This is a genomic window from Pseudoscardovia suis, assembly GCF_002797875.1.
In the GTDB taxonomy this organism is placed as follows: domain Bacteria; phylum Actinomycetota; class Actinomycetes; order Actinomycetales; family Bifidobacteriaceae; genus Pseudoscardovia; species Pseudoscardovia suis.
The window spans coordinates 50896-66380 of sequence record NZ_PGFC01000001.1 but is presented as its reverse complement, the minus strand read 5'-3'; the positions used below and the strand labels follow the sequence as shown (position 1 = coordinate 66380).

Annotated in this window: 11 protein-coding genes; 7 read left to right on the top strand and 4 right to left on the bottom strand. The window is 59.9% G+C overall.

Going from position 1 to position 15485, the window contains the following annotated elements:
* Positions 1–27: 27 nt before the first annotated feature.
* Positions 28–795: a hypothetical protein gene (locus CLV65_RS00190; protein WP_144441871.1), complete on the bottom strand. Its 768-nt coding sequence runs from the start codon at positions 793–795 to the stop codon at positions 28–30.
* Positions 796–1580: 785 nt separating this feature from the next.
* Here CLV65_RS00190 and CLV65_RS00185 point away from each other — a divergent pair.
* Positions 1581–2360, top strand: coding sequence for a response regulator transcription factor (locus CLV65_RS00185; protein ID WP_094691185.1), 780 nt, complete (start codon positions 1581–1583; stop codon positions 2358–2360).
* Positions 2361–2391: 31 nt separating this feature from the next.
* On the opposite strand, the gene CLV65_RS00180 is transcribed toward CLV65_RS00185, so the two are convergent.
* Positions 2392–3768 (bottom strand): dipeptidase, encoded by a 1377-nt coding sequence (locus CLV65_RS00180; RefSeq protein WP_094691186.1) that lies wholly within the window; start codon positions 3766–3768, stop codon positions 2392–2394.
* Between the two features lie 169 nt (positions 3769–3937).
* Here CLV65_RS00180 and CLV65_RS00175 point away from each other — a divergent pair, with 169 nt between their 5' ends.
* From CLV65_RS00175 to CLV65_RS00155, 5 genes are all read left to right on the top strand, one after another.
* Positions 3938–4576, top strand: coding sequence for a DUF3043 domain-containing protein (locus tag CLV65_RS00175; protein ID WP_094691187.1), 639 nt, complete (start codon positions 3938–3940; stop codon positions 4574–4576).
* 449 nt (positions 4577–5025) lie between these two features.
* Complete coding sequence (locus tag CLV65_RS00170) at positions 5026–6720, top strand: dihydrolipoyl dehydrogenase family protein (RefSeq protein ID WP_158216097.1); 1695 nt, start codon at positions 5026–5028, stop codon at positions 6718–6720.
* 148 nt (positions 6721–6868) lie between these two features.
* On the top strand, positions 6869–7636 hold the full coding sequence (locus CLV65_RS00165) for a DUF4191 family protein (protein ID WP_094691189.1): 768 nt from the start codon (positions 6869–6871) through the stop codon (positions 7634–7636).
* A 295-nt stretch (positions 7637–7931) separates the two neighbouring features.
* Complete coding sequence (gene glnA / locus CLV65_RS00160; RefSeq protein WP_094691190.1) at positions 7932–9368, top strand: type I glutamate--ammonia ligase; 1437 nt, start codon at positions 7932–7934, stop codon at positions 9366–9368.
* 209 nt (positions 9369–9577) lie between these two features.
* Entirely contained in the window at positions 9578–9988 is a 411-nt protein-coding gene (locus CLV65_RS00155; RefSeq protein WP_094691191.1) for a peptide deformylase, read from the top strand.
* A 122-nt stretch (positions 9989–10110) separates the two neighbouring features.
* On the opposite strand, the gene CLV65_RS00150 is transcribed toward CLV65_RS00155, so the two are convergent.
* A complete protein-coding gene (locus CLV65_RS00150) occupies positions 10111–11259 on the bottom strand; it encodes an Mrp/NBP35 family ATP-binding protein (RefSeq protein ID WP_420848393.1) in 1149 nt (382 codons plus the stop codon).
* A gap of 452 nt (positions 11260–11711) precedes the next feature.
* On the opposite strand from CLV65_RS00150, the gene CLV65_RS00145 reads away from it, so the two are divergent.
* Positions 11712–12662: a hypothetical protein gene (locus CLV65_RS00145; RefSeq protein WP_094691193.1), complete on the top strand. Its 951-nt coding sequence runs from the start codon at positions 11712–11714 to the stop codon at positions 12660–12662.
* A 117-nt stretch (positions 12663–12779) separates the two neighbouring features.
* On the opposite strand, the gene ligA is transcribed toward CLV65_RS00145, so the two are convergent.
* Positions 12780–15461, bottom strand: a complete 2682-nt coding sequence (gene ligA / locus CLV65_RS00140; RefSeq protein ID WP_094691194.1) for an NAD-dependent DNA ligase LigA — start codon at positions 15459–15461, stop codon at positions 12780–12782.
* Positions 15462–15485 lie beyond the last annotated feature (24 nt).

The following is a 15485-nucleotide window of genomic DNA, read 5'->3' as shown; positions in this document are numbered from 1 at the left end:
GAAGACGACCCGCCGCCGAAACCCACCTCACTTCTGGAATGGATACCAAACCGTCTCAGTCGGATCAGTGCCATCCAGAAATCCGTAACCGTATGTGGCAAGGCATCCGCGAATCTGAGGATCCTTCATATCAACCGAATACGACGAAGTAGGGCTACTCGCTTTCTGCGACGCAGCCTGTTCTTTCAACCATTGCTCCTTCGTATAGCTCGCAGGCACCATCCCCGTCTTGTGGAAGCAGTCCACCAACGCCTCCTCCGAATCACTCAGCAGCCCCGGATTCCCGATCTGGACTTGATACACGCTATCGACATCCGAAACATACTTGAGCATGCAGTCGCTAACATCGGATCCCAATCGACCCATCTGTTCCTGGGTACCGCCGGTTGTGTTCTCACCTGCGAGCTGATACATGCCATTGGGGAATTTATGCAGCACCGGGGCGGAATACCCGCGATCCACAATGCAATTGCTGAAATCATTCCATGCTGATTGATAATCGGCAGCCGACACCTTGCCGTTCTTCGCTGAACGAGCAAGGATTTGCTTCTCGGAATCGCTTATCGACGCTTCACCCTGCACACGATTGTTCACGTTGACGATGTAATCCTTCAGCGAAGCAGCCAGCTTCCCAGATGACGAGGAGGAGGCAGTGGAGCCGGCATCACCCGCGCCCGTCCCAGGGGCAGCGCCACCACGCCCGCAAGCGCCTCCCGACAACACCACCACCGCACACAACAGACACAGCAACCATCTCCATGCGCCACGAAGGAACAGGTGTCGGCTAGTTGACATCCCGCACCATTCCATAAGGTTCTCTCCTCTCTCGGCACTTTCCAAGATAGCCTGCTCAGCTCTAGCCGACTGCCACTGCCGCAGTTAGCTACAGAGTATGTCAGCGGAGAGCTGAGCAGATCAATCATCACTCTGGTCACAGCTAAATTCGGTGATAAATTGCATAATCGAATCGAGCATCTGAACTGCCGTAGACATCGACACGGCATTGACGCCCTGGCGGAACTGTCATATATTCCTTGAAAATTCCGTCTTGTCCAACTTCGCAATAGCTATACGTGCCAAGAGCCGTACTATGCACATGGGAGTGTGTCGGCGACACCTCCCATGTACCTGTGTAATCACCTTCCGACCATGAACCAGAGCTCACCGCGTACCGTGTCGTCGCATTTGCAACTGTCACGCCGCCAAGACACAGGCCGGCAGACAGAAGCAACGACGATACACACGCCGCAGCCTTACGAATGTTTCGCAGCATCGCGAACCACATCCTTCCTCCCCATGGCATCCCCGCCATGGAATCTGATGAGAGGGCGAGTCATCTTTGCTCTCCCCACTTCCATTACAGCACTCAGAGACAAACAACACACGCCGACCGAGGCAACAAAACGTTACGCGGACTAGCACCATCCGACACGCATCCTTGTAACAACCCATCAATGCCTTCTCTCTGTGTCACTGTCCATCAAGACGCAGAAGCTTGCATAACGGGGTTCCGGCGATTTATCATAACCGCAGTGGTGTGACGAGAGTGCACCCACAACGACGTGGAGGAGAGACCGTCGATGATACCCCAAAAATTCCTAACAGGCTATGCACGGCAAACCGGCCAAAATACAGTTCGCAATGCGACCGAATGCCCAACGGCCACGTACAAACTCGCAGTTCTTGATAATGATCAGTTCGCTCTCACTTACCTGAAGGATTACCTTTCGACACATAACACCCCTTTCGAACTGGCATTCCACTCATTCGACGGAATGAGCGCCTTAGATCGCCTTATCGACCACCCCAAGGAACCTTTACCTGACTGCATTCTTCTGGCACAGCCTTTTGACGATTTCCATGTGCCGTTCATCTGCAACAGGCTTCGACTCGCGTCGGCGAAGACCCCGATTCTAGGCATGGTTATGAAGATGTCCGAATACCATACCTGTGAACTCAAACGCAATGGCGCTCAAGGGGTCGTAGAAAAGACGACCCCGCAACAGGTACTTGCCGTCCTGCACAAAATGCTGACACATGAAAGGCAGGCACAGGACGGTTTCCGCACTTGCCAAGAAGCGCACATCGATCTTGCAACACGCATGCACCCAACCAGCCTTCCGCCTCGCGTCGAGGAGTTCATTCTTAAGATGGTCTGCAACCATCGCACAGCAACGCAAGTTGCGAAAGAAATGGGCATTACTGCTACGACCGGACGCAAATACACCATGCTGCTTCGCAAAGCCATGGGAACGCAAAGCACGGAACAGGCAATCCAGGAATGGATTAATGAAAACACCGAATTAGTCGAAGAAGATCACGAGGGGACCAAAACGGAACAACCTACGCAAGCGCAATGAAACTACGCGCCCCGAAGCCGTCACCCGCCCGTCACTGCGCGTAGCGGGAGAGGAACAGCGCCTCCGTGACGATGTTGTTGCGCAATCCGCTCAGGGAGATGGATTCATTAGGGCTGTGCGCATTGGCCTGCGGATCCTCGGGACCGGTCACGATGACCTGCGCTTGCGGGAAAAGACGCTGCAATTCGGGAATGAACGGGATGGAACCGCCTTCGCCCTTGTTCACGGGCGTGACGCCGAAAGCGTCGCTCATCGCCTGCTCTGCGACGCCCACTGCCTTGCAATCCGGGTCCATCGCCCACCCCATGCCGTTCTCACCATTGGCAACGCTCACCTGAGCGCCAAAGGGGGCGTGCGACACCAAGAAGTCCGCGAGCGCCTTCTGCGCCTCAGCGGGGTCCTGCGCAGGTGCAGTGCGCAGTGACAGACGGAATCGTGCGGTGTTGGCGATGACGTTGAACGAGCCGTCGACGGGGTGGGCGTCGAAGCCGATGACGCTCACGGACGGCTTGGTCCACACACGCTGCGCCAAGGAGCCGGTGCCGGCGAGCCGGTAGCCGGGCACCGTGGAGGAATCCGCGCGGAACGTGGCTTCGTCAAGGTCGCGTTGCAGGCCTCCGACCGGCTCCTGCGATTCCAGACCGGGCACCGCAAGGTCGCCGTTGGAGTCATACATCGAGGAGATGAGCATCGCCGAGAGCGTCACCGCGTCAAGGATCGGACCGCCGAACTGCCCCGAATGCACGGGGTGCTCGAGCACCTTCACCGTTACATCCACGTCGGTGTTGCCGCGCAAGGACGTGGTGAGGCTGGGGATGGACGCCGACCAGTTGCCCGAATCCGCCACGATGATTACGTCGGATTCGAATTCATCGCGATGAGCTTTGAGGAAGGGGATGAAGCTCGGAGAGCCCATTTCTTCCTCGCCTTCGAAAAACAGCTTGATGTTGCACGGCAGATCGCCGCCCAGCGCATGAAGCGCCCCGGAATGGATGGCGATGCCACCGCCGTCGTCTGCGGCACCCCGCCCATACAGGCGGTCTCCCACTGTGGTCGCCGTGAAGGGATCGGTGCGCCATGCCGCGCGGTCAGGCACCGGCTGCACGTCATGGTGAGCGTAGAGCAGCACGGTGGGAGCCTGAGGGTCGACTACCTTTGAGCCCACGACCTCCCATGCCCCAGGGGTTCCGTCAGGGTTCTCGGACTGCACGACGTGCGCATCGTCGATGCCCACGAGCTTCATCTGATCGGCCACGAATTGCGCCGAACGCTTCATATGCTCGCCGGTGATGCCTTGCGCCGAAACGCTCGCCAAGGCAATCTTGTCCGACAACATCGCCACGATGCGATTCCAATCGTCGTTCACCCGTTCTCGGATGGTTTCCACGTTCATCGCTTCACCCGTCATGTCATTCACCTCTGTTGTTTCACCGACGTCTGTTGTGCTTTTACTTTTATCTATTCTACGAATGGCTGGGATGGGGATGGCTGGGATGGCTGCAACGCCGCCAATCACACCATTGGGAAAGCCTACGGGATGGCGTTGAAGCGTCTAGGTATAAACGTAACCTGTTCGCATGACACTCTTCAGGAAATCGAGCGACAAGGATTCCTCCGACTCCGCGCAGGTGCCGCCGCATTCGGACACCGCCGAAGCCTCACAGACCACGGACTCCTCCATCGCCGGCAAAGGCCGCCCCACCCCCAAGCGCAAGCAGGCGCAGCAGGCTGGCTTGCGCCCGCTCGTGCCCAAGGACCGCAAGGCCGCCAAGAAGGCAGAGAAGGCGAAGTATCGTGCCCGTCAGGACCGCGAATACGAGGCCATGGAGACCGGCGACGTGCAGCACATGCCAGCCGCCGAGCGCATTCCATGGCGTGTCTACGCACGTGATTATGTGGACGCCCGCTGGAACTTGGGCGAATGGTTCCTGCCGGTGATTCTTGTGGCGCTCATCGCCTCCATCATCGTGCAGCAATGGTCCCAGGTCGTGGCGTTTGTGCTCATGGTGGCGATATACGTTTACATGCTTATCGCCATCATCGATGCTGCCGTCATGTGGCATGGACTGAAAAAGAAGCTCATCGCGAAGTTCGGCGACAGAGCCGTCGCCAAGGGCCAGCGCACTGGCTTCTACTCGTGGAGCCGCGCTCTGCAGATCCGCGCTTGGCGCATGCCCAAGCCTCGTTACAAGAAGCGCGGACACTGGCCGGACTGATGCCCGCACCCGTCGACGCCGCAATGGTTCATTCGTTCCATTGCGGCGTTTTTCATTGGGCATTGTGTTCGCTCTGTTTGTTTTTTGTATTCTTTGAGCCTCAGTGACATTTCATCGTCATTGCCCACCTCAGTGTCATTGCCCCTCAACATTTTTTATTTTATCCCATAATTAAACATTCCCATTCGCAAGCAAAATCAAATTCCAGTCGCATTTCATGCAGCTACGACAGCCCCACCCGTGTCTGGCAGCCCCGCGCAGAGCACAGTGCAGAGCACATGTGCAACATCGTGCTTTCATTTCGCTCATTTCATTTCGCCATGAGGGTAAACGCAGCATCTGCGCCACCGTGCCCTGCCACGATTCGATAAAATACGCCCATACGGCACAGCACACGCACCCATGGCATGGCGAATCCTCACCGTGTCACCAAGCCGCAAGGAGGGCTCATGGCAGACCCGGACCACTACGAACCGTCACACAGCGCACCCCAGTCGGCAGCACCGACTGCACAGGCTGCGCAGGCTGCACCGACCACGCATCATCAGACCGCATCCAACCCCACTACACCGGCCACATCAACCACACAGGAAGCAACCGAGAGTGCGATCATAACTCCCTCCCCCGCGTTCACCAATGACATACCGACGCGCACCGATGTGGCGATCATCGGCTCAGGCCCCGGCGGTTACTCATGCGCCTTGCGCGCCGCCCAACTCGGCCTGCATGTGACGCTCATCGAACGAGACGAACATGCCGGCGGCACATGCCTGAACCGCGGATGCATTCCCACGAAGGCACTGCTAGACGCCGCCCACGCAGCATGGGAGGCACGCCGCGGCGAACGCCTCGGTTTCGGCACGCGCGCACAGCAGCCCGATCGCGAGCGCTTGCTCGACTTCCAGCACAATGCCGTGCGCACGATGGTCGATGGACTCGAATCCCTCATCAAGGCACGGCGCATCGCATTCGTGCACGGGCAATCCGCCATCGACACAGCCACCACCGCTGCGAGCGCCACGGAGCCTGCGGCAGGAGACGCGCAACCCATGCGCACCGTAACGATCGACTCTGCCGATGGAACGCGGCATCGCATCAGCGCACGTCATGTGGTGATCGCAACCGGCGCCACTCCCCGTCCACTCGCCGAAGCGCCCTTCGGTGGCCGCGTGCTCGATTCCGACGCCGCATTGGAACTGCCCGTCATCCCCCGCTCCGTCATCGTCATCGGATCGGGAGCCGTGGGATTAGAATTCGCCAGCTTCTGGGCCGCGATGGGCAGCAGCGTCACGGTGCTGGTGCGCCATGGCCGGCCGCTGTCGGATTGGCCGCGCCGCGTGGGGGCGTCGCTCAAACGCGGCATGACGGCGCATGGCGTGACATTCATGGACTACACCGCCGTCGAATCTTGCACTACCGACGACGGCACCACGACGGTCACCGTCTCCACGCGCAAAGGCACCGCCGCCCTCTGCGCTGACTACTGCCTCGTCGCCATCGGACGCACGCCTTCAACCGACGCTCCGTGGATCGAACAAGCGGGAGTGGAGCGCGATTCCCGCGGATTCATCGTCACGGACCCGTGGGGGCGCACCACGTCGTCGGACATGGCGTCGGGCATGGCGACGGGCATATGGGCGGTGGGCGACGTGACCGCCGGCCGACAGCTCGCGCACCGCGCTTTCGCACAAGGACGCGTGGTCGCCGAGACGATGGCAGGGCTTTCACCCGCCCCGGTGCGCGACGAGCTCGTGCCACGCGTCGTCTTCAGCCTTCCCGAGGCTGCAAGCGTGGGACTGGACGCCGACCAGGCGAAGTCCGGTGCATTCGGAACCTTCAGCGACGTGCGCGAAACAGCGATTCCCATGGATGGCAACGCACGCACCGCAATCGCCGGGGACACAGGCGTCATTGACATCGTGACGGGCGTTGATGGCAGCGCCCCCGATTCGCCGCGTCTGGTGCTCGGCGTGCACATGGCCGGCCCGCATGTCTCGGAATTCATCGGTGAAGCGCAGCAAATCGTGCGCAATCGAATCCACCTCACCGAGGCTGCGCTGGCGATACATGCACACCCCACTTTCAGCGAAGCATTGGGCGAGGCATTGCTCAAGGCGGACGGCTCCCCCTTGCACACGATGTGAACGAGGCGGCGTGAACGCAGGCGGCGCTACACAGGCTCAGAGAACGCAAACGCAGCGAACAGCGCAAGGAAGGCCACAGCGCCGCCCTATACAGCCACCTCGCTAATATGCAAAACAGTTGAATCCACCCACGAGCAAAAGGAAGCGCATGGCCACGAACGACACGAACGCCAGGAAGAACGACGGCAAGAAGCCCAAGAAGGAAGGCCGCCTGCGCGGAACCATCAAGCAGCTCAGCGCCGTCTACGATTTCACACGCCAGCAGGACTCCCACCTTCCGCTGCTGATGGCGTTGAGCTTCGGAATCCCCGTGATCATCTCGATCATCGTGCCGCTCGTGTGGTACCGCACCAGCATCCCCGGTTGGATCCTCACCGTGCTTCTGGGCATCATGATCGGCTTCACGGTGGCCGTGTACGTGCTCACCAACCGTTCGAACACTGCGATGTATGCGATGGCCGAAGGCAGGCCGGGCGCCACCGCGATGGTGATCAAGAACATCAACAACAAGGCATACACGTTCAATGAAGAGCCCATCTGGGCTGACCCCCGTTCAAAGGACATGATCTGGCTGGGCACGAGCTTCAGCGGCATCTTCCTCATCGGCGAAGGAGACTATGGCCGCGTGCAGCGCGCCATGGACCGTCAGGAGAAGACCATCCGCAAGATCACCCAGGGCTCCGACATCCCGATCTACCGCATCAGCGTGGGCAATGGACCCAAGCAGGTGCCGCTGCGCAAGCTGCGCAGCAAGATCGTGCGCGGCCACAAGATCAAGCTGCGCCGCGACGAACTCGAAAGCCTCAACAACCGCCTGCGCTCCCTGCGTCTGCGCAACAACACGATGAACATGCCCAAGGGCATGGATCCCTCCCGCGTGCACGTCAGCCCTCGCGCAATGCGCGGAAAGAACTGACGCGGCGACTCGCTGTCGCAACCGTCGCAATCGACCAACCGTCCCGACCATGCATCGCGTAAGGGACGCGGCCCGTGCTTCTTTTCGAAATTCGAAAGCGCTCCTTGATGGGGCGCTTTCTTTATTGATTTCGCAACGGCAGCGCAAGCCAATGACCACATCGCAATACATCAACTCGCCACTGTTTTCAATACTTAAACGCGTCCCGAAACATGTTCGTAACGTAACGAGCGACTTTGCGAAACTCGGAACCCTACACTTTACCTTGTATTCCTCAAGACGAAAGGATTGTCAGATGACTGACATCAAGACCAAGGAAGACGCCGAGGCCCTTATCAATAAGGAAGGCATCGAGTATGTCTCCGTGCGCTTTACCGACCTCATCGGCGTTCAGCAGCACTTCACTGTGCCGGCTGCGGCGTTCCTGCACGACGCTTTCACCGACGGCATGCCGTTCGACGGTTCCTCGGTGACCGGTTTCCAGGCGATCAACGAGTCCGACATGAACCTCAAGCCGGACGTGACCACCGCTTACATCGACCCGTTCCGTAAGCACAAGACGCTTGATGTCGCCTTCTCCATCGTCGACCCGATCACCGATGAGCCTTACAGCCGTGACCCGCGTCAGGTCGCCGCAAAGGCTGAGGCATTCCTCAAGTCCACCGGCATCGCCGACACCGCATACTTCGCTCCTGAGGCTGAATTCTTCATCTTCGACAAGGTTCGTTTCGAGAACTCCATGGCTCGCTCCTTCTACGAGGTCGACTCCATCGAGGCTCCGTGGAACTCCGGCAAGGATTACGAAGACGACGGCACCCCGAACATCGCGTTCAAGAACAAGGTCAAGGGCGGCTACTTCCCGATTCCGCCGATCGACCACTCCCAGGATCTGCGCGACGACATGGTGCACAACCTGCAGGCCGTCGGCCTTGAGCTCGAGCGTTCTCACCACGAGGTGGGCGGCGCTGGCCAGCAGGAGATCAACTACCGCTTCAACTCCCTGCAACACGCAGGCGATGACCTGATGAAGTACAAGTACATCGTGCATGAGACCGCTGCACAGGCCGGCAAGGCCGCAACGTTCATGCCGAAGCCGATCGCTGGCGACAACGGCACCGGCATGCACTGCCATCAGTCCCTGTGGAAGGACGGCAAGCCGCTGTTCTTCGACGAGAAGGAATACGGCGGCCTGTCCAAGATCGCACAGTGGTACGTCGGCGGTCTGATCAAGCACTCCTCCTCCGTGCTTGCCTTCACGAACCCGTCCCTGAACTCTTACCACCGTCTGGTGCCTGGCTTCGAAGCCCCTGTGTGCATGGTTTACTCCGCACGCAACCGCTCCGCCGCCATCCGCATCCCGCTCGCTGGCAAGTCCCCGGCTGCAAAGCGTATCGAGTTCCGCGCGCCGGATCCGTCCTGCAACCCGTACCTCGCCTTCTCCGCACAGCTCATGGCTGGCCTCGACGGCATCATCAACCACATCGAGCCTCCGGCACCTATCGACAAGGATCTCTATGAGCTTCCTCCGGCAGAGTACGCCAACATCAAGCAGGCTCCGGGCTCCCTCGACGAAGCGCTGAAGGCTCTGGAAGAAGATCACGACTTCCTCACCGCCGGCAACGTCTTCACCGACGACCTCATCGAGACCTGGCTCGACATCAAGCATGCTGAGATCGACAAGGCTCGCCTGCAGCCGACGCCGCTCGATTACGAGCTGTACTTCCACATCTGATCGCCTGCCGTGTGAACTGAGCTTGGTGCTTGGTTCGGCGGCATGAATCGCGGAAGCCTAGGACCCGGTTGGAATCCAGATGATTCCAACCGGGTCCTTTCTTTATCTGCGGCAGCCCCTGCTGCTGCATCACAGAATCGCAATTCATGCTGCAGCCACAGACAATCCGCAATCACACTACAATGGAGTCGCCAAAGAAAGGAGTTCCCATGGAACAGCCCATTGTGACGGACATCGAACTGCTGAGCAAGATCTCGCGCCCAGCGACTCCCGCTGATTCGCAGATCATCGAGGACCTGCGCGACACGCTCGCAGCGCATCATGATGAATGTGTGGGACTCGCGGCCAATATGATCGGTTCGCTCACCCGCATCATCATCGTCTCGACGGAAAAAGGCGATGTGGTGATGGTCAATCCCACGATCACCAAGCGCACCGGCATCTATATGACGAAGGAAGGGTGCCTGTCGCTGACGGATGTGCATCGCGCCACGCGCTTCGAAAACGTGACGGTCGTGTGGCAGGATGCTGACTTCACGCGCCATATGCGTGGATTCTCCGGCTACACCGCGCAGATAATCCAGCACGAGGTGGACCACCTCGACGGCAAGATCATCTAGCCGTTATTCATCTAGCCGCTATCGATCTACTATCCAGTCACTGGCAACTGCAGTCAGCAAACTCAGACATCGGTCACTCTGGGCCGTTGGCCGCCGCCCACTCACAGGTGGTGGCCAACGGCTCAGCCAAGCGACGGGCGTTCGCGCTGCATAAGGGCGCGCGCCACATTTTCAAAGGTCTTCGCCACAGAGGATTGCGCCAGCTCGCCGTTCTCATCAAGCACCGCCGGCCTGCCTGATTCCGCGGTCTCGCGTAGCTCGGGCACCAAGGGCAGCTGGCCAAGCAGCGGCACGTCATAGCCCAACGCATGCGTGAGCTGGTCGCTCACCCGTTGTCCGCCGCCTTCGCCAAATATGCGCAGCTTCTCACCCTTGTGTTCGAAATAGCTCATGTTTTCGATGACGCCGTCGACTTGCATTGGCATTTGCAACGACACAAGCCCGGCGCGCACCGCCACCTCGGATGCGGATGGCTGCGGCGTGGTGACTACCACAAGCTCGGCGTTGGGCAGCGCTTGAGCCACGGAAATCGCCATGTCGCCGGTACCAGGCGCCAAGTCGAGAAGCAATACGTCCGGGTCTCCCCACCACACGTCCGACAGGAACTGTTCGAGCGAGCGCTGCAGCCTGGGGCCGCGCCACAATATCGCGCGGTCGGAGCCGGCGAACACGCCAATCGACATGAGCCTCACTCCCCACGCTTCGGGTGGCACGAGCATGCCGTCCAGATCGGTTGGCTGATCCTTGACCCCGAACAGGCGTGGCAGTGAGAAACCGTAGATGTCTGCGTCGATGGCGGCCGTGTCGTATCCAAGCGCGGCGAACGTGGCGGCCAGGTTGGCAGTCACCGAGCTTTTGCCCACCCCGCCTTTGCCTGAGGCGATGGCGAAAATGCGGGTCTTGGCGCCTTTGCGGGTGAATGGATTCGCCCGACGTTCCGCTTTGAGCCTCGCCACAAGCGCCTTGAGCTTGGCAGATTCCATGACGCCGGTTTCAATAGTGAGGCGAATCCTCCCATGCGGATAATTCACCACAGCGGCACGGATGCGGCGGCGTATCGTCTCCGACAGCGGGCAGCCGGGCACCGTGAGCTCCAAGTGCACGGTCACGTCCCATGCGGGTGTGCCATCGTCAGCATCCGCAGTGTGCGCTGCCGGCGCGACATCCACGCCGCCGACCATGCCCAGGTCCGTGATGGTGCGACCCAGTTCTGGGTCGATGACATGTCGCAACGCCTCCAGGATGTCATCATGCACCTTCTGCGGGGTTATGCCTCGCGCGGATGCATCGGAATAGTCTTCAGCACCGGCACCAGCACCGGCACCGTCACCAGCACCGTCGTGAACACCATCGTGTGAAGCCATGCAAGAAGCCATGTGCCAAGTCCTTCCATAGGTGATGCGCCATCAGGTGATGCGCCAAAGTGTTATACGACATGATGTGATACGACATCATGCGATACGCCATCGTTCAATACGACAATGCGATGCGACAATGCGAAGCGACCGAATGCGCCGCGCGTCCGATCACCGCACGCCACCGTTACTGTAACCGTTTCACCACGCGCCACACAAGGGCGCGGATGCAGCGCGAATCTCAATCTCCACGATTCCATCACAATTGACGCGAATTTTTCGTATCTTTTCAGGCTGGCTGCCGTATTATTAGTGCGGAAAAGGCCCTCCCGCAACCATGCATTGGGCCCAGGCGAAGGAGCATTGCAATGAGCGACGAGCGCGATTACGGTTCGAACGGCACCGCTGGATATGTCCCCGGCACTGAGGCGCCCAACGGATACGGATATCACGATCCAAACGCATCGTCCACGAATTCCGCATGGCAGGGTTCGCCTTCCGCCGCCTATTCTGGCGCCTCTGCGACTCCGTCCAGCCCATCAGGCGCCATGGATTTCGCAGGCGCTGGGAACTCTGCGAATCCTGCGAATCCCCAATCCTCATACACCGGCGTCAGCGTGCCGTTCAACGCCAATGCCATCTTCAACGCGAATGCCGGCACCCCCACCAAAGCACCGCGTGGCATGGATTTCGAGTCCATCATGGATTCCCAGCCAAGCTCGGCAGACTCGTATACGACCGATGGTGACAATGCCGTCGATGTGAAGCGCCGCAGCCTGCTCAACGAAAAGCTGACGAACGGACGCCGCGTGGAGCTCATCGTTTCGCTTGTGGTGTCCATCGCCATGATTTTCGTGCATAACGCAATGCGCACAGGAGCCGCCGGTGTCATCACGGCGACGATCATGAACGCGGCATTCGTGGTGTTGCTCTTCAGCCTCGTCCGCACCTGCTTCAAGTACGATCTGGCATTCGTGACCGGTCTGCGCCGCGCCGTCATCATCATCCTCACGCTGCTCGGCGTTGCTTCCGCGGCAGGCCTCGTCTACTATGCCCTCGACGTGCCCGGGGTGTTCAACCCCACCAGCGTGCAGCTGTCGGCGCTGCAGGTGCAGGGCAACAGCACCGGCAACGGGCCTTACACCCTCACCGGCAAGGCACCGAGCGGCAACACAATGACGTTTTCGCTGACCCAGGACGAATACTATGCGTGCAACACGGGTCTTAGCGGAGTGGACACGAAGTACCGCTCCGCAACGATTTCGTACCTTCCTCACACGAAGACGCTGACATCCCTCACCTGCGGCTCATCGAAGTGATGCAGTTCGGGATAAACAACGCCGTCGCACGGTTTGCTGTGCGACGGCGTTTTGCTATGTTGCGGCGGTTCGCTGCTACGCGGTTCACTGTGTATATAGGGTTCACCGCTGCGCGGTTCACTGTGCGGTTGCGGTGAACTCCCCTGTTTCCAGCAGATGGGCGAACTGGCTTTGGTCAATCATGGGGATGCCCAATGCTTCCGCTTTTGTCACTTTCGCCGCTCCCGGCGCGGTGCCAGTGACAACGACGGTCGTCTTCTTGCTCACCGAGCCGGTGGCCTTCCCACCACGATTCTGGATGGCTTCTTTGACTTCCTCACGCGAATAGCCGTCGACCGTGCCAGTGACGACAATGATCTTGCCTTCCAGCGTCTGAGGCAGCGTCGATGCTTCGACCGCAGCAGTGCCCACGCCCGCCAAGCGCCATGCGGCGAGGATGCGCCCGCGCCAATCCTGTGGATCCTTGGCGTGTTCGAACCATTCGTGGATGACCGTCGCCTTTTGGTCACCGATGGTGTCGACTTCGGCGAGTTCCTCGACCGTCGCATTCGCCAGCGCATCAAGCGAACCGAATGCCGATGCGAGGATGCGAGCGGTGGGCGGACCCACGCTGCGGATGGATAGCGCCACGAGCACCCTCCACAGTTCGGCGCTGCGAGCGGCTTTGATTTCATCAAGCATGGCGAGCGTGTTTTTGCTTGGCTCGGCATCAGATTCCGTCTGCCCCTTGGACGGCGCGTTGTAAAACGCCCTCACCTGTCTCCACAGGCCTGACATGCCGCGCTTGCGGCGCACCTCGCGTTTCTTGCCCGTCGTGGGATCGATCACGGTGCGCACTTCGACGATGGGAATCTCACGCCACACGCGCACATCGCGCAGTTGCTCGGCGGTGAGGGCAAACAAATCCGCTTCGCTGCTCATCACCGGCGTCTGCATCGCAGGCAGTTCCAGCCCCGCCTCAGGCACGTACGGCTTGGGTTCCTCACCGGGGGCGACTTTGATTTCCTTGGTATCGGGGCAATATGCCGCCACGGAAATCGGGCGATCCTCCTCGGGATTCGTCAAAGCGATGGCCGCCTGCTCCCCCAAGTGCTCGATGTCGAGGGCCTTGCGCGAGGCCAGATTGATGACGCGTTGGGTCAACTGCGCAGGGCACGATTCGATGTTGGGACAGCGAATGTCCACGTCGCCTTCCCTCTCGGGAGCCAGCGTGGCGCCGCAGCTGGGGCATGTGGTGGGCATGATGAATTCGCGAAGGTCCGGGTTCGACTCGCGCAGGGCGAGCACGGGTCCCACGATTTCAGGAATCACATCGCCTGCCTTGTGCACGATCACGGTGTCGCCGATGAGCAGGTTCTTCATCTTGACGACCTCGGCGTTATGAAGCGTGGCATGGGAGACCGTGGAACCCGCCACGTAAACGGGGTCGAGCACCGCCACGGGCGTCACGCGGCCGGTGCGCCCCACTTGCACGATGATGTCGAGCAGCTTCGTGTTGACATCCTCAGGTGGATACTTGTAGGCGATGCCCCATCGCGGCGCACGGGATGTGGCGCCCAGACGCCGCTGGAGCGCCAAGTCGTCGACCTTGATGACGATGCCGTCAAGCGCGTGTTCGATGTCGTCGCGGTGCTCGCCGTAATACTCCACCATGTCGATGATCTCATCGAAGGTGCTGACCTTGCGGTTGTGCGGGGACACAGGCACTCCCCACGTCGTATACAAATCATAGGCCTGGGATTGGTCCTTGATTTCCTCATGGGAGGGACTGGCGTCGGCACCCCACACGAGGCGGCCGATGCCATGCGCATAGAAACTCAAGTGGCGCGATGCCGTCACTCGAGGGTCTTTCTGGCGCAATGAACCCGCCGCCGCGTTGCGCGGATTGGCGAACGGCACATGCCCCATCTGCTCCTGCTGTTCGTTGAGCGCACGGAATGTGTCGAATCTCATGAACACTTCGCCGCGAATCTCCACAAGCTCGGGAATGTCTTCCGCGGAACCCTGCAGGTTCTGCGGGATGGTGGCGATGGTGCGCACATTGGGTGTGATGTCTTCTCCGATCACCCCGTCGCCTCGCGTCAGGCCCTGCTCGAGCACTCCGTTGCGGTAAATGAGGTTGAGCGCCAGACCGTCGATCTTCACTTCGCAGGTCATGGGAAGTGGCTTGCCCTGAGGCCAGTCGAGGTCCTGCCGCACGCCGTCGTACCAACCCCTGATTTCGTCGTATGAAAACACGTCGTCGAGCGACAGCATGCGCGAGGGGTGGCGCACCGAGGCGAAATCCGAGGACACCTGCCCGCCCACACGATGGGTGGGAGACTGGGGATCGTCGAGTTCGGGGAATGCCGCCTCGAGCCTTTTCAGCGTGTTCATGCGGTTATCGTACGCCGCGTCGGATGACGTGGGGGCGTCATTGACATAGTAGGCGATCTGATCGGATTCGACCCAGGCGCTCACTCGCGCCCACAAGCGAGCCGCCCGCGCCGGAGTGAGAGTGGTGACGTCCAGCAACGTGAGACGTTCGGCATCGGAATCCGTGGGCTTGAGGGCGCTGATCCATTCATCGCTGCCCGGTTGTGCTGCAGGCGCATCCTGCGCTGTGTGTTTCGTGGATTCCGCGGATTCCTCATGGTTTGTGGAATCCGTGTGCGCTGCGGAATCCGTGTGTTCTGTGGATTCCGACGGCGCAGCCGCCTGGCCACGCGAGGCATTCCGCGACTTCTGCACCACCGGGTCTGTCACCTTCCCGTCTTCGGTGAGGGCGTCGAAATCCCATGCAAGTTGCTCATCAGACATGTGTGCCTCCCTGTTTCGCCAGCA